The sequence below is a fragment of the Paenibacillus sp. USHLN196 genome (genome assembly GCF_037144955.1).
GTDB lineage: Bacteria > Bacillota > Bacilli > Paenibacillales > Paenibacillaceae > Paenibacillus > Paenibacillus xylanexedens_C.
This window is the reverse complement of the sequence record NZ_JBBCYH010000006.1, coordinates 52,115-76,801: the sequence shown is the minus strand read 5'-3', so window position 1 is coordinate 76,801 and position 24,687 is coordinate 52,115. Positions and strand designations below refer to the sequence as shown.

General features: G+C 47.9%; 20 protein-coding genes. 16 read left to right on the top strand and 4 right to left on the bottom strand.

Annotated features, from left to right (window positions below):
• Positions 1-28 precede the first annotated feature (28 nt).
• From WFI24_RS16125 to argH, 4 genes are all read left to right on the top strand, one after another.
• Positions 29-1,282, top strand: coding sequence for an aspartate aminotransferase family protein (locus WFI24_RS16125; RefSeq protein ID WP_336762358.1), 1,254 nt, complete (start codon positions 29-31; stop codon positions 1,280-1,282).
• Positions 1,283-1,471: 189 nt separating this feature from the next.
• Entirely contained in the window at positions 1,472-2,437 is a 966-nt protein-coding gene (gene argF / locus WFI24_RS16120; protein ID WP_047840650.1) for an ornithine carbamoyltransferase, read from the top strand.
• 93 nt (positions 2,438-2,530) lie between these two features.
• Positions 2,531-3,766 carry an argininosuccinate synthase gene (locus WFI24_RS16115; RefSeq protein WP_253441252.1) on the top strand — a complete coding sequence of 412 codons (1,236 nt, stop codon included), beginning with the start codon at positions 2,531-2,533 and terminating at the stop codon, positions 3,764-3,766.
• Positions 3,767-3,872: 106 nt separating this feature from the next.
• A complete protein-coding gene (argH, locus tag WFI24_RS16110; RefSeq protein WP_336762354.1) occupies positions 3,873-5,276 on the top strand; it encodes an argininosuccinate lyase in 1,404 nt (467 codons plus the stop codon).
• Positions 5,277-5,478: 202 nt separating this feature from the next.
• Here argH and WFI24_RS16105 read toward each other — a convergent pair whose 3' ends face one another.
• Positions 5,479-6,258: an alpha/beta hydrolase gene (locus WFI24_RS16105; RefSeq protein WP_336762352.1), complete on the bottom strand. Its 780-nt coding sequence runs from the start codon at positions 6,256-6,258 to the stop codon at positions 5,479-5,481.
• A 199-nt stretch (positions 6,259-6,457) separates the two neighbouring features.
• Here WFI24_RS16105 and WFI24_RS16100 point away from each other — a divergent pair, with 199 nt between their 5' ends.
• The 3 genes from WFI24_RS16100 to WFI24_RS16090 all read left to right on the top strand — a co-directional run bounded on the left by WFI24_RS16100 (position 6,458) and on the right by WFI24_RS16090 (position 9,221).
• Positions 6,458-7,081: a YhbD family protein gene (locus WFI24_RS16100; RefSeq protein WP_336762350.1), complete on the top strand. Its 624-nt coding sequence runs from the start codon at positions 6,458-6,460 to the stop codon at positions 7,079-7,081.
• A 127-nt stretch (positions 7,082-7,208) separates the two neighbouring features.
• Positions 7,209-7,595 (top strand): hypothetical protein, encoded by a 387-nt coding sequence (locus tag WFI24_RS16095; protein WP_336762348.1) that lies wholly within the window; start codon positions 7,209-7,211, stop codon positions 7,593-7,595.
• A 72-nt stretch (positions 7,596-7,667) separates the two neighbouring features.
• Entirely contained in the window at positions 7,668-9,221 is a 1,554-nt protein-coding gene (locus WFI24_RS16090; protein ID WP_336762347.1) for an MDR family MFS transporter, read from the top strand.
• 181 nt (positions 9,222-9,402) lie between these two features.
• On the opposite strand, the gene WFI24_RS16085 is transcribed toward WFI24_RS16090, so the two are convergent.
• Positions 9,403-10,836 (bottom strand): VanW family protein, encoded by a 1,434-nt coding sequence (locus WFI24_RS16085; protein WP_336762345.1) that lies wholly within the window; start codon positions 10,834-10,836, stop codon positions 9,403-9,405.
• A 253-nt stretch (positions 10,837-11,089) separates the two neighbouring features.
• On the opposite strand from WFI24_RS16085, the gene ftsE reads away from it, so the two are divergent.
• The 5 genes from ftsE to WFI24_RS16060 all read left to right on the top strand — a co-directional run bounded on the left by ftsE (position 11,090) and on the right by WFI24_RS16060 (position 17,153).
• Positions 11,090-11,776, top strand: a complete 687-nt coding sequence (ftsE, locus tag WFI24_RS16080; RefSeq protein WP_076209894.1) for a cell division ATP-binding protein FtsE — start codon at positions 11,090-11,092, stop codon at positions 11,774-11,776.
• Positions 11,766-12,683 (top strand): permease-like cell division protein FtsX, encoded by a 918-nt coding sequence (gene ftsX, locus WFI24_RS16075; protein ID WP_336762342.1) that lies wholly within the window; start codon positions 11,766-11,768, stop codon positions 12,681-12,683. The genes ftsE and ftsX overlap by 11 nt, the downstream gene beginning before the upstream one ends.
• A gap of 187 nt (positions 12,684-12,870) precedes the next feature.
• Positions 12,871-14,151, top strand: coding sequence for a murein hydrolase activator EnvC family protein (locus WFI24_RS16070; protein ID WP_145324318.1), 1,281 nt, complete (start codon positions 12,871-12,873; stop codon positions 14,149-14,151).
• 136 nt (positions 14,152-14,287) lie between these two features.
• A complete protein-coding gene (locus WFI24_RS16065) occupies positions 14,288-15,760 on the top strand; it encodes a S41 family peptidase (RefSeq protein ID WP_336762339.1) in 1,473 nt (490 codons plus the stop codon).
• Between the two features lie 64 nt (positions 15,761-15,824).
• On the top strand, positions 15,825-17,153 hold the full coding sequence (locus tag WFI24_RS16060) for a PDZ domain-containing protein (protein WP_336762337.1): 1,329 nt from the start codon (positions 15,825-15,827) through the stop codon (positions 17,151-17,153).
• Positions 17,154-17,241: 88 nt separating this feature from the next.
• Here WFI24_RS16060 and WFI24_RS16055 read toward each other — a convergent pair whose 3' ends face one another.
• Together WFI24_RS16055 and WFI24_RS16050 are read right to left on the bottom strand one after the other, a co-directional pair.
• Positions 17,242-17,931: a response regulator transcription factor gene (locus tag WFI24_RS16055; protein ID WP_336762335.1), complete on the bottom strand. Its 690-nt coding sequence runs from the start codon at positions 17,929-17,931 to the stop codon at positions 17,242-17,244.
• Positions 17,932-17,951: 20 nt separating this feature from the next.
• Positions 17,952-19,163 (bottom strand): sensor histidine kinase, encoded by a 1,212-nt coding sequence (locus WFI24_RS16050; RefSeq protein ID WP_336762333.1) that lies wholly within the window; start codon positions 19,161-19,163, stop codon positions 17,952-17,954.
• Between the two features lie 210 nt (positions 19,164-19,373).
• Between WFI24_RS16050 and WFI24_RS16045 the strand changes: the two genes are divergently transcribed.
• The 4 genes from WFI24_RS16045 (at position 19,374) to WFI24_RS16030 (ending at position 24,678) form a co-directional block, all read left to right on the top strand.
• Positions 19,374-20,309, top strand: a complete 936-nt coding sequence (locus WFI24_RS16045) for an ABC transporter ATP-binding protein (protein ID WP_336762331.1) — start codon at positions 19,374-19,376, stop codon at positions 20,307-20,309.
• Between the two features lie 12 nt (positions 20,310-20,321).
• Positions 20,322-21,518 (top strand): ABC transporter permease, encoded by a 1,197-nt coding sequence (locus tag WFI24_RS16040; RefSeq protein ID WP_336762330.1) that lies wholly within the window; start codon positions 20,322-20,324, stop codon positions 21,516-21,518.
• The gene (locus tag WFI24_RS16035) at positions 21,511-22,689 is read left to right on the top strand and encodes an ABC transporter permease (RefSeq protein WP_336762328.1); all 1,179 of its coding nucleotides are present in this window, start codon (positions 21,511-21,513) and stop codon (positions 22,687-22,689) included. Before WFI24_RS16040 ends, WFI24_RS16035 begins: the two co-directional genes overlap by 8 nt.
• 285 nt (positions 22,690-22,974) lie before the next feature.
• Complete coding sequence (locus tag WFI24_RS16030) at positions 22,975-24,678, top strand: molecular chaperone HscC (RefSeq protein WP_336762326.1); 1,704 nt, start codon at positions 22,975-22,977, stop codon at positions 24,676-24,678.
• Positions 24,679-24,687: the final 9 nt, after the last annotated feature.

Genomic DNA, 24,687 nt, shown 5'->3' with positions numbered 1-24,687 from the left:
GCACCAACCAATAAGGAGTGATATGGTGATGGCAAAAGGCAACGAACAGCCAGGTTCTGGCACAGCGGTAGCGGGCGCAACAGCAACAGGTGCAGCGTCACAGACGGAAAGCTCGCTTTTCCAAACGTACGCGCGTTATCCAATCAGTCTGGTTAAAGGTAAAGGCAGCTGGTTGTGGGATGACCAGGGCAATCGCTATCTCGATTTCATGTGCGGACTCGCTGTAACTAGCCTGGGCCATGCGCCGGAGAAAGTTGGAGCCAAGCTGAAAGCTCAGATTGATGAGCTGTGGCATGTATCCAACCTGTTCCAGATTCCGGGCCAGGAGAAAGCAGCAGCATTGTTGACAGCCAATACATGCGCTGACGCGGTGTTTTTCTGTAACAGTGGGGCTGAAGCGAACGAAGCAGCTATCAAAGTTGCACGTCGTTATCACCAGAAGGTGAAAGGCACAGATCGCTATGAAGTGGTTACCTTTGCCCAATCCTTCCATGGACGGACGCTTGCAACACTGACAGCAACTGGACAGGATAAGGTGAAAGAAGGATTTTTGCCATTGCCAGCCGGATTTGTAACTGTACCTTTGCACAATATTCCTGCACTGGAAGCGGCAATTGGACCTAATACGGCAGCTATTATGCTGGAGATGGTTCAAGCCGAGGGTGGTGTATATCCGGTCGAACCTGAATTCGTCAAACATGTACGGAAATTGTGTGACGAGCACGGTTTGCTTCTGATTGTCGATGAAGTACAAACTGGAATGGGACGTACAGGCAAACTGTTTGCGCACGAGCACTACGGCATTGAGCCAGACGTGTTCACTGTTGCCAAAGGTATCGGCAGTGGTTTCCCTGTGGGAGCGATGCTGGGTAAAGGCTTCTTGCGGGATGCGTTCACGCCAGGCAGTCATGCGACAACATTTGGCGGAACACCGCTCGCTTCTTCCGTTGTCATTGCGACAATTGAAACGATGCTGGAAGATCGTTTGCCAGAGCGTGCAGCGGAGATGGGTGAATACCTGATGAGCTCCCTGCGGAATCGTCTGGCGGGCAATTCCTTTGTGAAGGAAGTTCGTGGCTTGGGATTGTTGGTCGGCATCGAATGTGCTGAGCCGGTAGGCGATATTGTGCTTGCTGGGCAAAAACGCGGTATTTTGTTTGTCTCCGCAGGACCGAATGTGATTCGTTTGCTTCCGAACCTGTATGTGAGCAAAGAAGAGATCGACGAGGCGGTATCCTTGGTAGCCACATTGATCGAAGAGCACGTAGCGGCGAAAGCCTGACATAAAAATGAGAACCTTTCTGTCTCGGGGCCATTACCGGCCTCGAAGCAGATTGAGATGATGAATCCCTGTAGCCGCGCGGTGTTCTTGCGGAAGGTGAACTTGAGAAGCACTAAGAAAAGATGATAATACTGCTCTCTCTTCTGCCCATGCGGGTGCAGGGAACCGGAAATAAGGAGGACATTATAGATGACAGCACAACAGACGGAAAAGATTCAAAAGATTGATCTGAGAGGCCGGGATTTTATCGAATTCACGGACTACACAGCCGAGGAGATTCGTTATCTGCTTGATCTCGCGATTGAGATTAAAGGCAAGCAAAAAAGCGGTGTGCCCTTTCAACCATTGAAAGGCAAAACGATCGGACTTATTTTTGAAAAATCATCCACACGTACACGTGTATCCTTTGAAGTGGGTATGTTCCAATTGGGTGGACACGCACTTTTCCTGAGCAAAAATGATATCCAGCTGGGTCGCGGGGAAACAACACATGATACAGCCAAAGTATTGTCACGCTACCTGGACGGCATCATGATCCGTACCTTTGGACACCATAATGTAACTGAACTGGCAGAGCATGCTGATGTTCCGGTCATTAACGGCCTGAGCGATGCGGCGCATCCTTGTCAGGTGCTGGCGGACTTCCAAACGGTGCTGGAGCACAAAGGCAAGCTGGCAGGTCTGAAAATGGCCTACATCGGAGATGGCAACAATATGGCGCACTCATTGATGCTCGGTGCAGCGAAGATGGGTATGCATGTTGCTGTAGCAACGCCAGAAGGCTATGAGCCGGATAGCGCAGTTGTGGAGCAGGCGCGCATTATCGCACAGGAGAGCGGTTCTGAAGTGACTGTAACGTACAGTGCACAGGAAGCTGCGAAAGATGCAGATATCGTGTATACGGATGTATGGGCGAGCATGGGCTTTGAGGAAGAGCAAAAGATTCGTGAGCAGGCATTTGCGGCATATCAAGTGGACGAGGAACTGATGAAAGGCGCGAAGCCGGACTACATGTTCTTGCACTGTCTGCCAGCACACCGCGGCGAAGAAGTGAGTGCCGGTGTAATTGACGGACCAAACTCTCTGATCTTTGATCAGGCGGAGAATCGCTTGCATGCACAGAAAGCCTTAATGGCTGCATTAATGAGCGAATAGATGCTGTTTGTCTTTATGGGTTGATTTTAGGCGCAGATTTCGCGATGATAGATAAAAGTTTATAGCAACTGATCTTGGGGAGGACCATCGAACATGGCTAAGGAAAAAATTGTACTCGCGTATTCAGGCGGGTTGGACACATCTGTAATTTTGAAATGGTTGAAAGAAACGTATGATGCAGAGATTATCGCATTCACAGCGGATATTGGACAAAAGGATGAATTGGACGGTTTGGAGGAAAAAGCACTGGCAACAGGCGCTTCCAAAGTATACATTGACGATCTGCGCGATGAATTCGCAAAAGATTTTATCTATCCGATGTTCCAGGCTGGCGCCCTCTATGAAGGACAATACCTGCTCGGTACAAGTATCGCTCGTCCACTGATCGCTAAACGCATGGTGGATATCGCCCGTGCAGAAGGTGCTACAGCCATCGCTCACGGCGCTACAGGTAAAGGAAATGACCAAGTTCGCTTTGAGTTGAACGCGGCTGCACTGACACCAGACATTAACGTAATTGCACCTTGGCGTCTGGAAGAATTCCGTAACCAGTTCCCGGGACGTGCCGAGATGATTGCTTACGCTGAAAAACATGGCATTCCGGTAACCGCTTCTGCGGCTAAACCATACTCGACAGACCGTAACCTGCTGCATATCAGCTATGAGAGCGGTGTGCTCGAAGATCCTTGGTTCGATCCAAGTGCGGACGAGAACAAAGACATGTTTCTGCTGAGCAGTGCACCTGAAGATGCACCAGATCAAGCGGAATATGTTGAACTGGAATTCGAAAAAGGTGACTGTGTTGCGCTGAACGGTGAGCGCTTGAGCCCGCTGCAAGTGATGGAGCAACTGAACGAGTTGGGTGGCAAACATGGTATCGGTCGTGTAGATATGGTCGAGAACCGTTTTGTTGGTATGAAGAGCCGTGGCGTATACGAGACACCGGGTGGAACAATCTTGTTCACAGCACATCGCAAAATGGAATCCATCACGATGGACCGTGAAGTGATGAACCTGCGTGATAGCCTGATCACACGTTATAGCACACTGGTATACAACGGTTTCTGGTTCGCACCAGAGCGTCTTGCATTGCAAGCGCTGGTTAGCGAAAGCCAGAAGAACGTTACAGGTACGGTTCGTGTGAAACTGTACAAAGGCAACATCATTGGCGCAGGTGTGAAAAGTCCTGTCAGCCTCTATAATCCAGACATCGCAACGATGGAAGCTGATCCAACGCAAGCCTACGATCAAGGCGATGCAACAGGTTTTATCCGCCTGAATGCACTGCGTTTGAAAGTAAACTCCGGCGTGGAGCAAAACAAAAACTAATTTCAACCTGCACAATAAAGCTACATCAATATAAATGACAAGGCAGGCCGTTCTTGCACATCTGGCAGGAACGGCTTTGTCCATGAGCGAAAGGGGAGTACTCACCGTGAGCAAGTTGTGGGGAGGACGTTTTACGAAACAAACCAATCATTTGGTTGAGGAATATACGGCATCGATCAATTTTGACAAAGCTTTGGCTGAGGAAGACATTCAGGGCAGTCTGGCCCATGTGACGATGTTGGGCAAATGCGGCATTCTTCCGGCAGAAGATGTAGAGACCATCAAAGAAGGCCTGATCACCGTTTTGCATAAAATCCGTGCGGGTGAAGTGGAATTCTCCGTATCGGACGAAGACATCCACATGAATATTGAGAAAAACCTGATCGAGACGATTGGCCCTGTAGGTGGCAAATTACATACAGGCCGCAGCCGGAACGACCAAGTTGCAACGGATATGCATTTGTACCTGCGCGAGCGCGTGGTTGGATTTGTGGGCATGCTGCATTCCTTGCAGGAAGCACTGATCGGACAAGCGAAAAATAACCTCGATACGATTGTACCGGGTTATACGCATCTTCAACGGGCACAGCCCATTCTGTTAGCCCATCACCTGATGGCTTATGTATCCATGTTCCAACGGGATGCGGAGCGTCTGATGGACAGCTATAAACGCATTAATATCCTGCCACTGGGCGCAGGTGCGCTCGCGGGCACAACATTCCCGATTGACCGTCATTTTGTGGCGGAACAACTGGGCTTCGATGGTGTGTATGAGAACAGTCTGGACGCAGTAAGCGACCGTGACTTCATCGTTGAGTTCCTGGCAGCCGCTTCCCTCATCATGACTCACTTGTCCCGTTTAAGCGAAGAGTTGGTACTATGGAGCAGCACGGAGTTTGGTTTCGTTGAACTGGACGATGCGTTCTGCACAGGCAGCAGCATCATGCCTCAGAAGAAAAACCCAGACGTTCCCGAACTTGTTCGTGGTAAAACAGGACGTGTGTACGGCAACCTGATCGGCTTGCTGACGGTATTGAAATCTCTTCCACTGGCATACAACAAAGACATGCAGGAAGACAAGGAAGGCATGTTTGATACAGTAGCGACGCTGGAGGGTGCACTGCAACTATTTGCACCAATGATCGCTACAATGACCGTGAACAAGGATCGGATGCGTCAAGCGGTCAACCAGGATTTCTCCAACGCTACGGATATTGCTGACTTCCTCGTGGGCGAAGGCTTACCTTTCCGTCAGGCGCATGAAGTGATTGGTAAAACAGTGCTGTACTGCATCCAGAACAGCAAGTATTTGCTGGATCTGACGATTGATGAATTCCGTCAGTTCTCACCACTGTTCGATGACCGGATCTATGACGTGCTTCAACCGGAAGCGGTAGTGAACGCTCGTAATGTTTACGGCGGAACAGCTTCTGGTCAAGTCGCTGAAGCCATCGGACGCAGTGAGAAGGTACTGGAGATCACCGAGCAATGGATTACGAACCGCAGTTAATACCACCGCTACTATAAGGTACCCTTACAGATACAAATGTACAACAAAGAAGCAGGCCAGAGAACTTTGTTCTCAACGGCCTGCTTTTTGTGTTTTACAGTGGTGTGCTCTAGATATATTCAACTCAACCGCAAACGGAAGGAAGGTTGTTCTGTCATCGGAGTACCAGCCTTCTGTATCCTCAGTAGCTCCGAATGCTCCACTAATCGCGCTTGGGCAAAGGCAACCATTTCAATACATCCTGAATCTTGGCATCCCAGTAGCCCCACTCATGTTCACCAGGCCCTTCCTCGTATGTCAATTCGAAGTTCGTTTGTTCACAGGCATGCCTGAAGGTTTGATTATCCTCATACAGGAAATCTTCCGTTCCGCAACATTGGTAGAGTAGAGGCCGCTGGCCTTGGCTTTCTTTTAACAGATGAATCAGATCATTCTCAGTGCCAGCCACTTGCGGTCCGAAAATCCGTTGTAACTCCGTCTGTTGCAATGCTGAGGATGCGTTTCTATCCATATGTGCAGACATATCGAGTGCTCCAGACAAACTGGCAGCTGCAGCATATTGATCTGGTTTACGAAGGGCCAGCTTGAACGCCCCATAGCCACCCATGGATAATCCGGCAACGAAATTGTCCTCCCGTCGATCTGACAGCGGGAAGAAAGAACGAGCAAGTGCGGGCAGTTCTTCACTGATAAAGCTCCAGTAACGTCCGCCTTCTACCATATCTGTATAGAAGCTACGATGTACCTGTGGCATAACAACAGCGATCCCGAGGTTGGCCACATAACGTTCGATGGAAGTCCGGCGCAGCCAGATGGAATCATCATCAGACAGACCGTGCAACAGGTACAGGGTTGGGTGCAGTCCTTTGCCGGTCACATTCTCCATGCCGATCTGATTGTGGGTTTGTTGCGGCAGAATGACATGCATGCTGGTGCTCAGTCCGAGCGTATCCGAGTAAAAATCACATTTAATAAGTGCCATAAGTGTAAGAAACCCCTTTCATAAGTTCATTAACCACCTGTTCTGACATGAGACGATGGGATGGAAATCGGATGCATAAGCCTCCAAAATGTTTATATGTAACAGGTTATACGCATTACTCTCCCATTGCAATAACAAGATCAGTTTATAGCGTAACAATGTTATGTTACACTTGTTTCAATAAAAAGGGGGACCATATATGACGGATGATTTGATCTCCAAGAAAGAATTGTTGGACCTGACAGGAATCTCATACGGCCAGTTATACCGCTGGAAGCGGAAAAATCTCATTCCGGAAGAATGGTTCATTCGGAAGTCTTCCTACACCGGACAAGAGACCTTTTTTCCCAAACAACAGATTTTACTGCGCATTGACAAGATTCTCAATATGAAAGACGGATTATCACTGGATGAGCTGGCAGACGTGTTCTCACCTACATTGGGCGAAGTGGAGATGTCTGCTTCACAACTATTAGAGCGAAACATTGTTTCACAAATCTCACTGGATCTGTTGCAAGAAGCAGGTCGGGAAGAACCGCTGTATGCTTTGGAGCAGATCATGATGCTTTACGTCCTTGATAAGCTGTTAATGAGTGGGGACATTACACGGCAAGAGGGTGCGTTGCTGATCGATGTGATGTCTGAACATTATTATCGTTTCACAGGCAAACCCAGCGAACTGGTGCTTACCCGTAAGATGGGTGTCCCATCATTCATGCTGGTGACAGCAGGAACGGAGTTTTATTTTGACAACGGTGTAAAGGTGGTTCTTAGGCAGCCCATGGGAACATTTATGGAAGAATTAAAACTCAAATTGGGATAAGGAGAGAGTCTTCTATGGTAGAGCGAATTAAGCGAAATGATCTGAACGTAGCGGGCATAAGTCAAACGGCAGGCGGGGAGTTTCACCGTGTATCTATTGATGGCATGCCAAAGCTGAGCAAATGAAGGTGGTCGGTGAGCTTTATCTGTCAGGCGATTGTCAGGCGGAAAGTATCAAGCTGAACGGGCAATTGACGATAGCGGGAATGCTCAGCGCTGAACACATGACACTCAAAATCATGGGGCCATCCGAGGTCAAGGAAATGGGCGGTTCCATCATCTCTGTGAAGAGTGGCCGGATGAATGACTTGTTTACGGGGAGTAAATCGATTCTTAAGGCACAGATTATCAAAGGTGATGATATTGAATTAGAGAATACGGAGGCCGAGATTGTCCGTGGAGATCAAATAAAAATCGGTCCAGGCTGCCGAATTGGTACAGTGGAATACCGTTCATCTCTGCAAGTTCATCCGCAATCGGAAGTTTTAGCGCAAAGCAATCGGTCTTTGGACTGATTAACGCAGACTTCCTTTCGGATATACTAATGCAGTCATATGAATAGAGCGTGAATGGAGAGATTGAGTACAATGGTTGCACGTAAAAACAGTATTGGATTGGTGCTGGCAGGGTTACTGCTCAGCATACTAATGGCCTCGATGGATAATACCATCGTGGCAACAGCTATGGGGGATATTGTCGGGAAACTGGGTGGGCTCGACAAGTTCGTCTGGGTTACCTCCGCGTACATGGTGGCTGAGATGGCCGGAATGCCGATCTTCGGTAAGCTATCAGATATGTATGGCCGGAAGAAGTTTTTTGTATTTGGTATTATTGTGTTTATGCTTGGCTCGGCACTGTGCGGAACGGCGACGTCTATTGTGGAATTGACGATGTACAGAGCGATTCAAGGTATTGGTGCAGGTGCCCTGGTGCCGATTGCATTTACGATTATGTTCGATGTTGTTGCACCAGAATCACGCGGCAAATTGGGTGGATTGTTTGGAGCGGTTTTCGGCCTGTCCAGCGTATTTGGACCCCTGCTCGGTGCTTACATTACCCAGTATGCGACATGGGAATGGGTATTTTATATCAACCTGCCACTTGGCTTGATTGCTTTTGTTTTTATTGCGTTCTTCTATAAAGAATCCCATCAGCATCAATCCCAACAGATCGACTGGCTGGGTGCGGTAACGCTGATCGGTGCTGTTGTCTGCCTGATCTTCGGTCTGGAACTGGGCGGCAAAACATTTGCCTGGGGTTCCTGGCAGATTCTTGGCTTTTTTGCCGGATTCGTAGCACTAGCGCTGCTTTTCCTGTTTGCAGAAACGAGAGCCAAGGAACCGATCATCTCCTTCGGCATGTTCCGCAACAGGGTCTACTGGTCCAGTAACGTCATTGGTATGTTCAGTGGTGCGGCGTTCATTACAGCATCCGTGTACATTCCGATCTTCATACAGGGAGTACTTGGTGGTAAAGCGACCAACTCCGGTCTCGTACTTTTGCCCATGATGCTGGGGTCCGTTCTGACGGCGTCCTTGGGCGGGGTGTTGATGACCAAAATCAAGTATCGCAATATTATGATTCCTACGTTGGCTTTGCTAGTCATTGGACTTGGATTGTTGACTACACTGGATGAGAATTCTTCCCTTTGGACGATACGTATCTACATGGTGATGGTTGGTCTAGGTGTCGGTGCATCGTTCTCCGTACTTAGCAATGCAGCCATGAATGCGTTTGAACCGCAAAGACGCGGAGCAGCAAGCTCCACACTTAACTTTTTGCGGTCCCTCGGTATGACGATGGGCATTACGATCTTTGGTATCGTACAGAGCCAGGTGTTTACGCGTAAAATGAACGATGCCCTCGCTGGTTCAGCTGGAGAAGCAGGCGGTGCCTCAGCGGGTGGTATGCCTCAGGGAGTGAATCTGACCGATCCACATGCATTGCTGTCACCAGAACTCAGACAGGCGATTCCGCCTCAGGTGCTTGACACCATCACACATGCTCTGTCTTCTTCCATCGTGCAGTTATTCGCCTGGGCTGTGATTCCAGCTGCACTTGCGTTGGTCGCTTCCTTCTTCATGGGGAAAGAAAAGATGGTCGTAGGCGAAGAGCAAGGGGAATACACGGGCGGTCACTAAGCCTTTATGCAGTAAACGGTAAGTTACGTATAGCGGCTAATCGTAGTTTATTACAACTCGAAAACCTATCTTAAAACATGGAAAGACACACTTCTGGCGTATCCTCAAAAGGGACGTGAAGTGTGTCTTTTTGTTTTCGTAGGATCAGCTGATCCTTGAATGCCTGAATTATGGATTGAGCCTAAGGCTGTTTCGTATCGCTAACCCCGTCCTCGACCACAGAAGGCCCTTGTGGATCAGGCAGGCTGCTATGACCAGAGCGGGCAATCAGACGATTCTGAGCTTTGTACGTATCCCGTGTGATCGTTTTGGATTCGACGACTTTGCCGTCTACACTCTTGGTTCTTACCGTCTCGACAATATAACCAGGCTGTCCGTCTTGCAGCACCTGCTGGGCACCATCAGGCAATACCGTGCTGGACACGTACTTTACAGGAACACTTAATGTTTCAATGGTACGAGATTCAAGGGCATAGCTGACGTTTTCCGGGAATGTCCCAAAAAATTTCACGACCAAACTCCCGTTTATGACTTCGGCATGGATCAGCAAGGACTTGCCTGTATTGTTTTTGAAGCGAAAGTTGATGGCTCCCGAGGCAAAGGTGGCATCCAATCCTTTCGGCAAGTATTTGACGGGCAGGGAGTGATTGCGACGCTCGATAATATCGAGACCCGTCAACAGTGCTGCGTTATACACCGTACTGGATACCTGGCAGATTCCACCCCCAATCCCGGGGGTCAGTCTTCCGTTCACAATGACTGGGGCCTCACGAAACCCATAATCCTTTTCAGCTTTACGGACGACCTTCTCATAATCGAACACGGCATCCGGAGGCAAAATCATGCCGTTAATCGCTTCCGCGGCTGCGCTAACATTATGTATCCGGCCTTCACTGCTATTGCCAAGGCCCGTGGAGAACTGGATGATCTTCCGGTCAATGCCTTCCTGGCGCAGCGAGTCAAGGGTTACTTCAGGTTTCAGCGTATACAGTGGTACCTGGATTATCAGCGGGACGGGTTTCTCATCCGGGTTCAGTATACTGAAATCCCGGTGCAGCTTCGTCTGAATGAGACTTGTGAGCGTATCCCAATCAATCCGGCGGACACCCTTTTCCGGGATATACTGGACTTGGTCACTTGCGGTAATGCGGCGAACGGCGTTCGCAGGTGTACCGAAGGTTTCTTTTTCCCAGGCAGGGCTGAGATGTTCTTGGAGTGGTTCTAAGTGGTGGGTCATATCCAGTGAGAACTCTTTCGGAAAATGATAACGTGCATAAGCGCGTTCCCACAGGTTACCTTCCTCAAGCTGCTGTATTGCGGACTCAAAGCTGTTAACGTTGTAGCTTACTCCCACCTGGGCTGCGGTATGCGTCATGGTCTTGGGGTCAGGTTCAGTCACTTCAAGGGTGACAGGCCAGTCCTCCAGCTTTTGGATCCGTTCATCGATTGCATGCAAAACTTCCTTACGATTCTTCCCTTCTACCGCCCAGCCCCCAACATGGACGTCTTTGGGCAGGGCAGGCTGATTCACGTACATAAACAACAATCCATAGGACGCGGAGCCGATCAAGAGGATGGAGAATAGAACAATGACCGTCAGATGTATTTTTTTCATAACCGTACGCTCCTTTATACTTCAGTTGTCCCCGATTTTGTAACACTTTCTATATATATGATCCAATGCAGGAAAACTTTCGGGTACTCAATAGGTAACAAATTTGTTACAATAAACTTCATATGAATCCATGCTTCACCATCAAAACAGGGACGACGTGGATTTTTTCTGATGAAATTCAGGTCTTTTTAAAGGAAATGCCGGGATTGTGTCGAAATGATAATGGCTAACTATGTGAGCAGGAAGTGATGATGTGATAGAAATGCAGGACGTGTGGAAGACCTACGCCAATGGGACCCACGCATTACAAGGGGTGTCGGTGAAGATCGACCGCAATGAATTTGTCTATATCGTCGGTCCGTCCGGCGCAGGCAAATCGACATTTATGAAATTGATGTACAGAGAAGAAGTTCCGACCAAAGGACAAATATCCATTAACGGATTTAATATTGGTAAGTTGAAGCCAAGAAAGATTCCTTATGTTCGTCGTAACATCGGCGTTGTGTTTCAGGATTTTCGTCTGCTGCCACGGATGACAGCATTTGAGAATGTAGCATTTGCGATGGAAGTTATTGAAGCGCCGAAGCGTCATATCAAGAAACGAGTGATGGAAGTGCTTGATCTGGTGGGACTGCGCAGCAAGGCGGGTCGTGAACCTTCACAGCTCTCTGGTGGAGAACAGCAGCGTATTGCCATTGCACGGGCTATCGTCAATAACCCGTCGGTTATTATCGCGGATGAGCCTACAGGGAACCTCGATCCGGAGACGTCATGGGGCATTATGCAACTGCTGGATGAGATTAATTTCCGGGGGACAACCATTGTTATGGCGACCCACAACAAAGATATCGTGAATACGATGCGTAAACGGGTAATAGCGATTGAACGTGGACAGATTGTACGGGATCAGATGAGAGGGGAATATGGTTATGAATTTTAGTACTCTCTTGCGCCATCTGCGGGAGGGATTCAAAAACGTATTCCGCAACGGCTGGATGTCTGTAGCCTCCATCATGTCCATTATTGTGTCGCTGCTGATTCTTGGCGTGTTCATGTTGCTGGTGCTGAATGTAAATTCCATGGCGAACCAGGTTGATAGCCAGGTGGAGATCAGTACGTTCCTCGAACTGAATGTGGACGAGAACCTGCGTACCACACTGGAGCAAGAAATCAGCGCGATGCCAGAAGTAAGTGAGATCCGTTTTGTTTCCAAGGAAGAAGGGCTTAAGGAGTTCCGTGAACGTCTTGGAGAGAGTGCAGATAACGTGCTTAGCGGTTTCGATGTGGATAACAATCCACTGCCGGAGACCATTGAAGTAGAGGTCATTGAGCCGGAAACCGTGACTTTTGTGGCGCAAAAAATCGAAGCCTTGAACGAAAAACACCCGGAGAAGCCGATCATGAAAGTGAACTACGGCAAGGAAACGGTGGAAGTATTGTTCAAATTTACGAAACTAGTGCGTAATATCGGATTTATTTTTGTCGGGGGACTGGGTCTGATGTCCATGTTCCTGATCTCGAATACGATTCGCGTAACGATTCTGGCTCGTCGCCGGGAGATTGGCATTATGAAGCTGGTTGGCGCAACCAACACCTTTATTCGTTGGCCTTTCTTTATTGAAGGTGCACTCATTGGATTTATTGGCTCGGTCATTACGGTTGGGGTGCTGTTCGTTGGATACAGCCAGTTGATGGCCACGATTGGTCAGGATGTATTCATGCAGATGCTTAACTTGATTCCGCTCGGCGAAATCTGGTTGCTGTTTGGAACACTGTTGATCGGACTCGGTGTGCTGGTAGGTATTTTGGGAAGTACACTGTCCATTCGGAAATCACTCAACGTTTAATCTTGTTTTCATCGATCGAATTGCAGAATATGTCGAAAAGAATGGTAAAGCAGGTTCATTCATGGACGCTGTTTGACGATATGTAGGAAAGACGGAGTCTTTTAAGATTGAAGAAAGCAAAGAACATGCTGTTCACCACCTGTGCAGGTTGCTTTCTTGTGAAATCATAGGATGGGGGATCATCATTTTGAAAAAAACCGCTTCGCTGCTGGCCTTAACGTTATTGGCCGGTATGACGCTTCAACCTTCTGACGGATATGCCAAGAGTAGCATCAGCGATATTGACCAGCAGATTCAGCAACTGGAGAACAAGGCAGCTACTGCCAAGCAGGAGCAGAAAAAAGCCGCTTCCAACAAAAAGGAAGCTCAGCATTACAAGAACAAAACCAATGCTTATCTGAAGGTTGTCATGGAACAGATCAATGTCGTTAGTGATGAACTGGCCAGCGTATCCTTGCAGATCGAGAACACGGAGGAAGATCTCCGTACAACCAAGAAAGACCTTCAAGCGGCAGAAGAACGTATTGTTGCAAGGGAGAAACTTTTGGAGTCACGTGTGCGTTTGATGTATACGGACGGTGCTGTATCGTATCTGGATGTATTGTTGTCCTCCACCAGCTTCACTGACTTTCTGACTCGTGCGGATTCACTCAAAACGATCGTGGATCAGGATCAGCATCTGCTGGATGAACATAAAGCGGACAAGCAACTGGTTGTGGACAAAAAGGCAGAACTGGATGTGCAATATGCAGAAGCCAAGAGTCTGTATGCACAGAAGAAACAGCGCAAGTCCCAATTGAATGAAAAAGAAGCGGAAAAGCAAGTGCTTCTCGCTTCATATGATGCTAAAATTGAAGAGTCAGAAGAGCTGACACAAGAGCAGGAAGATGTATTGATGCAGATTGCCAGCAAACGTTCAGCACTTCTTCAAGAGAAAAATAAATTGCGTGAACAACAGGCAGCCGCCGCAGCCAAAGCAAAAGCCGCAGCCGCTGCTCGGGCGAAAGCTGCAGCGAAGACGCCAACCAGAGTCAGCTCGGATAGCAGCAGTGAGGTCACGTATTCATCAGGTAATGGTATTTTCTCAAGACCGGTATCTGGCGGACGCATTTCTTCTCCATTCGGTCCCCGTACCCATCCAATTACGGGTGTAGTGGGTAAGATGCATGCTGGTGTTGATTTCGCTGTTCCAACGGGAAGCTCAGTTTATGCTGCTTCTGGCGGAATTGTAATTATGGCTGAATGGTATAGCGGCTATGGCTATACGGTTATTGTGGACCATGGCGGCGGGTTATGGACGTTATATGGTCACTTGCGCGAAGGTGGATTTAAAGTCAGCAAAGGGGACACCGTGAGCAAGGGTGATACCATTGCTGAGTCAGGAAACACAGGGAACTCTACAGGACCTCACTTGCACTTTGAAGTACGAGACAATGGTACAGCAGTGAATCCAATGAATTATCTGTAAATTCCTTGTCCCCAGACCGAATGGAAAAAACATATTCCGTACAAGCTAGACATATACTAAGCTGGCATGTTTAGGGAATGGATTCCGGCAACAATGGAATCTGACACGCTTCAAAACGAAAGGCGGTGACAAACGGATGATGAAGAAAAGATCGGCGCTACTGCTTGTCATTGTGGGTCTCCTTGGCGGTAGTTTGCTAACCCTGGTATTGATGACTTATCCGGGAATAGCGAGCCAGACCACACCGGGCGAAGGTTTGCTGGCCAGTGTAACCGGCAATACGCAGCAGAAGAGCGATTTGAAGAAGATTGAAACCGCGATGGATTTGATCTCAAGCAACTATTATAAAGACGTGGATCAGACCAAATTGATTGACGGTGCGATCAACGGCATGATGGAATCCCTTGGTGATCCGTACTCCAACTATATGGGGCAGGAAACGGCTACCCAGTTTGAAGAGTCGATCGAAGGTTCATTTACCGGTATTGGTGCAGAGGTATCGTCACAGGATGGAAACGTCGTTGTGGTTTCCCCGATCAAAGGGTCACCTGCCGAGAAAGCGGGTATCCGTGCGAAAGACATGATTATGTCTGTGAACGGAGAATCCCTGCAAGGTTTGGAACTGAACAAGGCGGTTAACAAAATCAGAGGTCCAAAGGGCAGTGAAGCGAAGGTACAAGTTAAACGTGCTGGATCTTCAGAACTGATTGAATTTGTTATTGTACGGGATGACATTGATCTGGAGACCGTATATGCGCACATGGAGGACGGTGGAATAGGCGTTATTGCCATTACCCAATTCTCTCTCAATACAGGCGATCGCTTCAAGGAAGAATTGGCGAAGCTTGAGAAGCAGAACATGAAAGGTCTGGTCATCGATGTACGTAATGACCCAGGCGGTGTATTGCAAGTTGTCATTGATATTGCTGAACAGTTCGTTCCTAAAGGCAAGGTTATTGTGCAAGTTGAAGACAAGAACGGCAAAAAGGAACAAAGTAAATCGAATGGATCAGCCAAAGCTTATCCAATCACAGTCCTGATGAACAAAGGTAGCGCGAGTGCGTCGGAGATTTTGGCCGGAGCATTACAACAGTCAGCAGGCGCTAAGTTGATCGGTGAAAACTCCTTTGGTAAAGGAACCGTGCAGACGAGTTATGACAAGCAAATGGGTGACGGCAGCTTGCTGAAAATTACCATTGCCAAGTGGCTCACACCGAACGGGGACTGGATTCATGAAAAAGGAATCAAACCGGATATTGCGGTAGACCAACCGGATTACTTCTCGGTGGCACCGATTAACAAAGAGAAGTTACCACTTAAATATGACAGCAATAGCACGGATGTGAAAAGTGCGCAGACGATGCTGAGAGGACTCGATTTCAAACCGGATCGTGTGGACGGATACTACGACCAGAAGACAGAAGAAGCGGTCAAGGCATTCCAGAAGCAAAAAGGCATTCAGGCTACAGGCCAGATTGATGAGAAAACCGCTGAATCACTGGAAGCGGCTCTGATTGAACGTATTGCCAATCCTCAATATGATGCACAGCTGAAACGCGCGATCGAAAATGTCTCAAAGGATATTTCGTCCGCAGTGTCGAAGCCATAAAGAAGGCTGATTTTCAGCCTTCTTTTTTTCTGAACCGGCTGAAGGAGAGGGGTGAAGGGCCGCAATGGAATGGGTATGGCCGTGGTTAACTACATTAGGGGAAGCTTTGTTGCAGTTGTTTATTCAGCCGTTTTATTATATTGCGGTGATCCTGATTGCGCTGATCTATCATCGTCAGTTACTGCAGGAGCGTAAATTGTTTCATGTCCGTTTGCAAAGCTCGATCACACAGACGATTCGTGCGGTACTCGGAGGCATACTCATCGGTACCATTGTCTCGATCGTGTCCCTATTTCTCGGTGCACATCTTACACTGGGAAGTCTCATATGCATATGGGCTGCAACGTTAGTTCTATCTTTGTTCCGCATCCGGTATCTGTGTTTTGCTTATGCGGCCGGGTTACTGGGTGTGCTGCAATTTGGTTTGAATCTGGCTTCAGGCTGGCAACCATCGGGTTGGCTGGGTAGTATAACGGAAACGCTACGTACCCTGGATATGCCTGCACTGCTTGTTCTGGCGGCCCTTCTACATATGGGTGAAGCCCTGTTGGTACGCATGCAGGGGGTATCGATGGCATCACCGCTTCTCTTCGAGGGAAAACGCGGGAAACTGGTTGGCGGATATCAATTACAACAATTCTGGGCTATTCCTCTACTGATTCTTGTTCCAGTCACAGGAGGTGGCGCAGAGCTGGCATGGAATCCGCTTATGAATGCAGGACATAGTTACATGCTGGTTGCGCTGCCGATCATGCTCGGATTTGGTGAGGTAACGCAGAGTATGCTTCCAGGCCAGAAGGTGCAGATCTCGTCAAAACGATTGATGCTATATGGGACAACCTTGCTCGTGTTCAGTTTGCTTGCCGCATGGTGGTCTCCACTCATGGTGGTTGCAGCACTGATTGCATTTGTTGGACATGAATTTCTGGTGTGGTACAGCGCGTTCGAAGAGCAAAATCGCAGTCCGGTATTTGTTCATCCGCAGCACGGGTTGAAAGTATTGGCTGTTATTCCGGAGAGTCCTGCTGCAGATTTGGGGATTGAAGCCGGAGAGACGTTGTACAAGGTGAATGGTAAGTTGGTTCATTCGCCGGAAGAGTTGCATCGTGTTCTGCGGATGAACCCGGCTTTTTGCAAACTTGAGGTGCGAAATCACCAAGGAGAAAGCAAGTTCATGCAACGAGCGATCTATGAAGGGGAGCATCATCAGCTTGGGGTCATTATGGCACCGGACAATCACGAGGTCTGGGCGATTCGTTTACGTCCACTGACGCTGTTCCATGTCATTAATCTCAAGTTGTTTGCCCGTCTGAAAAAACCACAAAGGGACGAAGCTCCATTGGCTTTACCGCCAGCCCCTGTGGCCAGTGATAAAGGGTCCATAGAGATGTAACTAAGCATACGTGAGAAGTTGTTGCATAAATCAAACAATGAAAAAGGTATTTCCGAGCGCCGTCGCAGGCAAGGGAAATACCTTTTTGTTATTTTCTTAACATAAAAATGGCGATTTGGGTCCGATCACGCAAGCTCAGCTTACCGAGAATATCCGTGACATAGTTTTTGACCGTACCTTCACTGAGGAACAGTTTGGCTGCAATTTCTTTATTGGATAGTCCTTCCGATATGGCCTCGGCAACCGCCAGCTCCATACGTGTCAGTCCATAGGGTTCGATTGGACGATGTGTCTGGGAAGTTGGAGAAGGACGAAGAAGGCCTGTGAGCTTGCGAGCAATATCTGGATGAATTAACATATCACCGTTATGTACGGTCTTGATTCCTTGAATGATGCGCTCAGGGGGCACATTTTTGAGTAGATAACCACTTGCGCCATTCTGCAATGCCTGAATAATATACTCATCGTCGTCAAACGTAGTCAGCATCAGCACCTGGATTTCAGGAAAACGTGCCTTGATGCGAAGTGTACCTTCGACTCCGTCACATTCCGGCATCCGGATATCCATTAAGACCACGTCCGCAGGCGTACCTGCCTCAAGCAATGCCAACGCTTCCTGTCCATTTGAGGCTGTGCCTGTAACGCTAATGCCGGAGCCCAGTCCGAGCAGAACTTTAAGGCTCTCGCGAATGAAGTAGTCATCGTCAGCGAGAATCAGCCGAATAAGTGGGGGCTGGGCTGAATCATTCTTTACGTTCACATCATTCTGTTCGGGCATGAGAACATTCACTTCCTTTTTCAGAGTATATGCATTTGGTTGGTTATAGGAATGCGTGTAATCACCGTATATGGATAAGCCGATTGAATCTCCAGAGCTCCTCCCACCATTTGTGTGCGCAGAAGCATACCTTCCTGTCCTATGCCATTTCGCTTGGAAGAATGGGGATTGATTTTGCCATCATTACTTACACTCATACACACTTCCTGATCCCCGAATACCAACTCCACAGTGATCGAAGAAGCATTTCCATGTCGCAGGGCATTGGTCAGGGCTTCTTTGGCATTTTTGTACAAAACAATCTGTATGCTGGGATACAGCACATGAGATGGGCCATGAACTTCATAATTTGTCTTCACGCCGGTGTCTCTGCCCACTTCTTCAAGGAGACGATCCAGTGCGTAGGTAGTAGAAACATAGGAATCCGGTTGCAGTTTGTGCAGGGTGCTGCGCATATCATCCATACTGTCGGCCAATTGATCGCGAATCTGTCTCACCATTTCCGTTCCTTGTTCCCTATTTCGGGGGAGGGTCAGCAGAGCGGCTTCCGACATCATTTTGGTGCGAATCAGTCGATGCCCGATATCGTCATGGAGTTGACTTGAGATACGGGTGCGTTCCTCCGCCTGAGCCGCTCCTTCAAGTTGCTTTGCGAATAGTAGCAGCTGCGCACGCGCTTCTTGTAGCTCGTAATGTTTGCTGCGAAGCTCATCGTAGACTTGTTCCAGTTGTCCGCGGCTGCTCGCCGTTCTTGATCCCTGCCAGGACAGAGCCGCTATGATGAGCAAAAGCAGGTTGCCAAGAACCATTGCTGTTGTCTCTGCGGAGAATAGAGTAGCGGCGTTTGTATACAGTGTGGTTAACCCTGGCTGCAATGCTTGTGCGTCAGAATAATGCCAATGCAATGCCACATTGCTTGCCACAAGCTGACTTCCAAACATCAACCACCGCGGACTCCCCTCCAGTCTGTACATATACACGTAGAGCACGGATAGAGAGAGGAATACCATAAATGGTCCATAGCAAGCAATCAGCCAGCAGTTCCAGAGTATTTCGGCCAGAAGCAACAGCCACTGCTGTGTACTTGAACGGTTGAAATCTTTCCACACGGAGAGTCCAAGCGCGATGATGACATACAGGGTGTAGACGGCTTCATTTTCCAAGGGCAGCATCAACAGGTACAGCACTGCTGGAACGATAATTAATCCGTATTGCAGAAACCGCATCGGCATATGTAAGTGACATCCTTTATATAAAAAGTGGAATAGAAATCTCTCGGTAATGCGCCCTTGATTATACCATAAGCAGCATTCGAATCAGCAGATGACTTAAGTCACCTTCGATTCATGACTTTTCGTACCTTCGCCATAGACGGCGATCCGTTACAATAAAATTATGAAATCCAGCGGCGAAGGCCGAAACGGAAAAGGGGCGTAAAAGAGATGGGCATACTTGAAGTGGATCATGTCGTGAAACGATACGGCAGCAGGCTGTCCGTGGATCATTTGAATCTTAGTGTTGGCAAAGGCGAAATTTTTGGATTGCTCGGTCCCAATGGAGCAGGGAAAAGTACCACCATCAGCATGATCGCCGGTCTCCTGAATATGGATCAGGGTGAAATCAGATTAGATGGTATATCGGTCAAAGAGAGACCGCTTGAAGTGAAGCGCAAGATCGGACTGGTTCCACAGGATCTGGCTTTATACGAAACCATGTCTGCTGCGGAGAATGTGACCTTTTTTGCCCGACTGTATGGACTGCGTGGAAAATTGCTTAAGGAAAGAGTGCAGGAGTCCCTTGAATTTGTAGGGTTACAAGATAAAGCAAAGGATGCCCCCTCGACATTCTCTGGCGGTATGAAACGCAGGTTAAACATCGCATGTGCGATTACACATCGCCCGGATCTAATTATTATGGATGAACCGACAGTGGGCATTGATCCGCAATCTCGGAATCATATCCTTGAATCGGTACGCACACTTAACAAGATGGGTTCAACGATCATATATACAAGTCATTACATGGAGGAAGTGGCTGCGATTAGTCACCGGGTTGCAATTATGGATCAGGGGCGAATCATTGCCTGTGGCACTGAAGCAGAACTGAGAGAACGGGTAGCATCGGAGGGAAAAGTAGTGCTCTCCACTTCCGGTATCGGTCCCGACGTCGTGGAAGAACTGAAACTTCACCCTCGCGTGCGAATGGTAGACGTTTCAGATAATACACTGATCATTACGCTGCCTTCGGCACAGCAGGATCTACAGGATCTGCTCTTTATTTGCAGCAAACATGAAATAACCATTCAGTCACTCAAGGTTGAAGAGCCTGATCTGGAAACATTGTTCCTCAATCTGACCGGGCGTACGCTTCGGGACTAGGGGGAGCAAGAGATGAATATATGGCATATTTGCATCTTTGAGTTAAGACGTATTCTTAAGATTCGATCTGTGGTATTGAACCTGTTCATCCTGCCGTTGTTACTGATTTTTATATTGGGTACGGCCCTTTCCAGTACGATGGGTACGGCGGAAGATGTCATTCCGGATTCAGTACGCGTAGGGATAATCCATATGAATTCGGAATCAGGCGGAGGATCAGATACGGTTAGTCAAGCGCTGGATTCATTTGTAAAAGCTCCAGCGGTAGCTGAGATGGTTAAGGTACAGAACTTTACGACAGAAGAAGAGGCTGTCCATTCGCTGCGTACTGGCAAGCTCGACTTTGCCGTAATGATTCCTTCAGATTTTGAGCAGAACGTGATGATGGGGAAAGAGGCCAGGTTGCAATGGATACGTGGAAAGGACAGCACGCTCAATACCTTGGGCGAAACCTTGTTCACACGGTTTACGGATGAATGGAATCGACAGATGGCGATTAGCAAAGTGTTAGGCCCGGAAGTGACTGCTGCCATGACCTCTGGCTTGGAGTCTAATGGAGCGAGCTCGACTTCCATTACTGTCATTAATCCCGGAAAGACAGGTACGTCCTACAGCGCCTCCCAATACTATGCAGCTTCCATGCTGGCGATGTTCATGTTGTATTCGGGTATGACAACAAGTACCAGCCTTTTTGGAGAGCGGGATAACCGAACGCTGATCCGCCTTCAGGCTGCGCCGATAGGTAACGGAGTGATCTTTGCCGGGAAAATTGCCGGCAATAGTCTGCTCGCTTTTTTACAGGCAACGACGATCATCCTTATGACATATTGGTTCTACGGTGTAGATTGGGGAACGTATCCTGGGTATATTGTGCTAACTTGTGTTCTCATCACTTTGGCATCTATGACCCTCGGCATTATTGTATCCCTGGTATGCAAAAGCACGGCATCGGCCGGTGCAACCTTACAAGGCATCATTATTGTCATGACATTCATCAGTGGTGGGTTCAGGCCCATTCCGGTTGATTTGGTGCAACGTCTTAGCGAATTTACAGTTAATCACTGGGCGCTCCAAAGTTTTCTGAGAATGATGCTGGATGCACCTGTAGGAGAGATAGTATATAACATACTGATGCTAGGCGTGGTATGCGCTGTTTTACTGGCTATCTCAGGATTGATCTATAGAAAGGCAGGATATCGATATGAATAGTCTGCACATAGCCTGGTTGATGATCAAACGTACACTTGGCCGTAAAATGGGCTTCATTACGTTTCTACTTCTGCCTTGCCTGGTGGTTACAGGTGCGGTAGCTCTTTTTGGAAGTGAGCAGAGTACACGCACGGTCATTCCCTACGTCAATGAAGATGCAGGGGTGGCAGGGACATGGATGATTCATGAACTTACTGGCAAAGAGGAATATTTGCTCAAGCCAATGAACAACGAAGCAGAAGTGAAGGAAGCTATCGCTCAGCAAAAAGGAAGTTCTGGCATCATCATTCCGGCAAATTATACGGAGGATCTGTTACAAGGTAAGGCAACCGAAATTCAACTGGTGGAACTGCGTATAAGCGAAGGTTCTTATACACTGCGAGCAGCAGTTGAAGGTTTGACGAGCGGCCTGCAACAATCTGCTTCAGCTGTTACGGTGGCGGCAGGCCGAGTCTCAAGTGAGATGGACGTACTGGAGAGCACACAGAAGCCGTTAGAACAGCTATTACAGGAGATAGGCAAGCAACAGGTTGCTGGTGAAGTTACCGATCTGCAGATCTATCCCAAGCCAGGCCTGAACAATGTGACTGGATTTACAATTATGTTTATGATGGGTCTGCTGACCAGTGCAGTAGCTGTGATTATGGAAGATCGCAGGAAACGCACGATGGCCAGAGTATTTACGGCACCCGTACACGCATATGAGATTGCGCTTGGCAATTTCCTGGGCAGCTTTGTCATTGGTATGATTCAGATTGTGATGGTTTTGGGAGTCAGCAGATGGCTGCTGCATTATGATGCCGGTATTCCTTTTGGAATTCATTTCATGATATTGTCGGCATTCATGCTGGTCTCCATGGGAATCGCAAGTACGGTTGCAGGATTGATCCGGAACTCCAAAAATGCGAATATGTTAAATTCACTTATCATTATGCCAACATGTATGATAGGTGGTTGTTTTTGGCCGATCAGTTTCATGCCGGACTATATGCAGAAGCTCGCTAATGTTGTTCCGCAGAAATGGGCCATTCAGGCAGTGGAAACGATCTCCGCTGGCGGTACGTTATCGGATATTACCCTGCCGCTATTGATTTTGTTTGGTATGGCTATCATTTTGTTGACGGTTGGTTCTGCGATTCTGCGTCCAAGTCAGCCAGGGGTAGATGCATAAGGTAATGCTAAATTTTGAAAAAACCGAATGCACAATTGTGCATTCGGTTTTTTGTTTAATATTAGGGGCTTAGTAGGCAAAGGGGGATTAAGCGTATACGCTATTAGGTGAATTTATGAAGTTATACCTATGTCCTCTGGCTAGCGATCTATGATAGATTGATCGGATAGGACTGAACTAGACAGGTTAAGATTTACGTCTGATAAGTTGTATCCAGCGCATAACAAGGCATGAAGGTTCTTCTATGCAAGTGTAGATGTTAAACAGAAAGAAGGTAAAAGCTTTATGACAATTATTGGTATAGATCTTGGGACAACGAATAGTTTGGTATCTTGCTGGGTCAATGGTGAATCCGTTATTATCCCGAATGCTCTCGGGAATCGATTGACACCTTCGGTGGTGAGTATGGACGATAACGGAGAAATATTAGTAGGTGAGGTCGCCAAAGAGCGCTTGATCACGCATCCAGGAAAGACAGCATCCGTATTTAAAAGGTACATGGGAACAAGCAAAACATTTAGTTTGGGTACATATCGTTTTTTGCCTGAAGAGTTATCAGCTTTTGTTTTGAAATCTTTGAAAGCTGATGCCGAAGCCTATTTAGGTGTTGAAGTAACGGAAGCCGTCATTAGCGTCCCGGCGTATTTTAATGATATTCAGCGCAAGTCCACCAAACGTGCTGGACAACTGGCGGGAATTAAAGTGGATCGACTGCTTAGCGAACCCACGGCTGCAGCCATTGCGTATGGCCTGCATCAGCAGAAACCAGAGACAAAATTCCTCATTTTTGACCTTGGAGGAGGAACCTTCGATGTATCGATCTTGGAATTGTTTGACGGAATTATGGAAGTGAAATCGGTAGCCGGTGATAACTTTCTAGGAGGGGAGGATTTTACCGGCCTGATTGCTAGCTTGTTTTTGAATCATCACCAAATTCAGCAGAATGATCTGTCACGTAAGGTACAGATGGCGCTTTGGAAGCAAGCAGAATTATGCAAGCAGGCATTAAGTGAAGGGCGTGAAGGAATGATGACCTTGACACTTGAAGATGGCGTGAAAGAGATGAGCATTGAGCGTGCACAATTTGAACAGTTAGCAAAACCGCTACTTGCTAGGTTGCAAAAGCCCGTGGAACGTGCGCTGCGTGATGCCGTCGTGCAACTCAATGAATTGGATGCCGTCATTCTTGTCGGAGGAGCAACGCGCATGCCTGTAATCTATTCGTTTACGGGCAAACTGTTTAGCAGACTACCAGCAAATTACTTGCATCCGGATGAAGCCATCGCTATTGGCGTGGGAATTCAAGCTGCTATGAAAGCTCGCCATGCTGACGTGGAGGAGGTTATTCTGACGGATGTATGTCCATATACGTTGGGGACTTCGGTGTTAAAATCCTTAGGCAACGGCCGATATGAATCAGGTATTTTTGACCCAATCATTGAACGGAATACGATTGTTCCGGTAAGCAGGGTTGAACGTTATTACACGTCAAGGGACCATCAAACTGAAATTTCTGTTGATGTTTATCAAGGGGAAAGTCGCCTAGTTGAAAACAATATTAAACTTGGTGAACTGACTATTAATGTGCCATCTGCACTGGAGGGCGAACAGGCTATAGATGTTCGCTTTACCTACGATATTAACGGCATATTGGAAGTGGAGGTGTCTTCAGTGGACACGGGTGAGAAGAAAGTGGCTATCATAGAAGAGAAAGAAAGCGGTCTGTCCCAAGAAGAGATTGCCCAACGGTTCAAAGAGTTGGAGTCTATCAAAGTGCATCCTCGTGAACGCATGGAGAACCGGCATCTCTTGGCGCGTGGAGAACGTTTGTATGAAGAAACTTTGGCCGAGCACCGTTCAGTGATATTAAATGCCATGTTGAAGTTTGAAGAGAAGTTAAAACAGCAAGACCATCGTGAAATTAAGAAGGAAGCAGAAAAATTGAAAAAGACGTTGGACCAAATTGAAAATAGTCACCGGTTATGGTGAGAAATGCAT

Excerpts from the sequence above, each read along its gene's own strand:
- WFI24_RS16125 (WP_336762358.1), top strand. The coding sequence starts at position 29 with ATGGCAAAAGGCAACGAACAGCCAGGTTCTGGCACAGCGGTAGCGGGC.
- argF (WP_047840650.1), top strand. The coding sequence starts at position 1,472 with ATGACAGCACAACAGACGGAAAAGATTCAAAAGATTGATCTGAGAGGC.
- WFI24_RS16115 (WP_253441252.1), top strand. The coding sequence starts at position 2,531 with ATGGCTAAGGAAAAAATTGTACTCGCGTATTCAGGCGGGTTGGACACA.
- WFI24_RS16105 (WP_336762352.1), bottom strand. The coding sequence starts at position 6,258 with ATGGCACTTATTAAATGTGATTTTTACTCGGATACGCTCGGACTGAGC.
- WFI24_RS16100 (WP_336762350.1), top strand. The coding sequence starts at position 6,458 with ATGACGGATGATTTGATCTCCAAGAAAGAATTGTTGGACCTGACAGGA.
- WFI24_RS16090 (WP_336762347.1), top strand. The coding sequence starts at position 7,668 with ATGGTTGCACGTAAAAACAGTATTGGATTGGTGCTGGCAGGGTTACTG.
- WFI24_RS16085 (WP_336762345.1), bottom strand. The coding sequence starts at position 10,836 with ATGAAAAAAATACATCTGACGGTCATTGTTCTATTCTCCATCCTCTTG.
- ftsX (WP_336762342.1), top strand. The coding sequence starts at position 11,766 with ATGAATTTTAGTACTCTCTTGCGCCATCTGCGGGAGGGATTCAAAAAC.
- WFI24_RS16065 (WP_336762339.1), top strand. The coding sequence starts at position 14,288 with ATGATGAAGAAAAGATCGGCGCTACTGCTTGTCATTGTGGGTCTCCTT.
- WFI24_RS16060 (WP_336762337.1), top strand. The coding sequence starts at position 15,825 with ATGGAATGGGTATGGCCGTGGTTAACTACATTAGGGGAAGCTTTGTTG.
- WFI24_RS16055 (WP_336762335.1), bottom strand. The coding sequence starts at position 17,931 with ATGCCCGAACAGAATGATGTGAACGTAAAGAATGATTCAGCCCAGCCC.
- WFI24_RS16050 (WP_336762333.1), bottom strand. The coding sequence starts at position 19,163 with ATGCCGATGCGGTTTCTGCAATACGGATTAATTATCGTTCCAGCAGTG.
- WFI24_RS16045 (WP_336762331.1), top strand. The coding sequence starts at position 19,374 with ATGGGCATACTTGAAGTGGATCATGTCGTGAAACGATACGGCAGCAGG.
- WFI24_RS16040 (WP_336762330.1), top strand. The coding sequence starts at position 20,322 with ATGAATATATGGCATATTTGCATCTTTGAGTTAAGACGTATTCTTAAG.
- WFI24_RS16035 (WP_336762328.1), top strand. The coding sequence starts at position 21,511 with ATGAATAGTCTGCACATAGCCTGGTTGATGATCAAACGTACACTTGGC.
- WFI24_RS16030 (WP_336762326.1), top strand. The coding sequence starts at position 22,975 with ATGACAATTATTGGTATAGATCTTGGGACAACGAATAGTTTGGTATCT.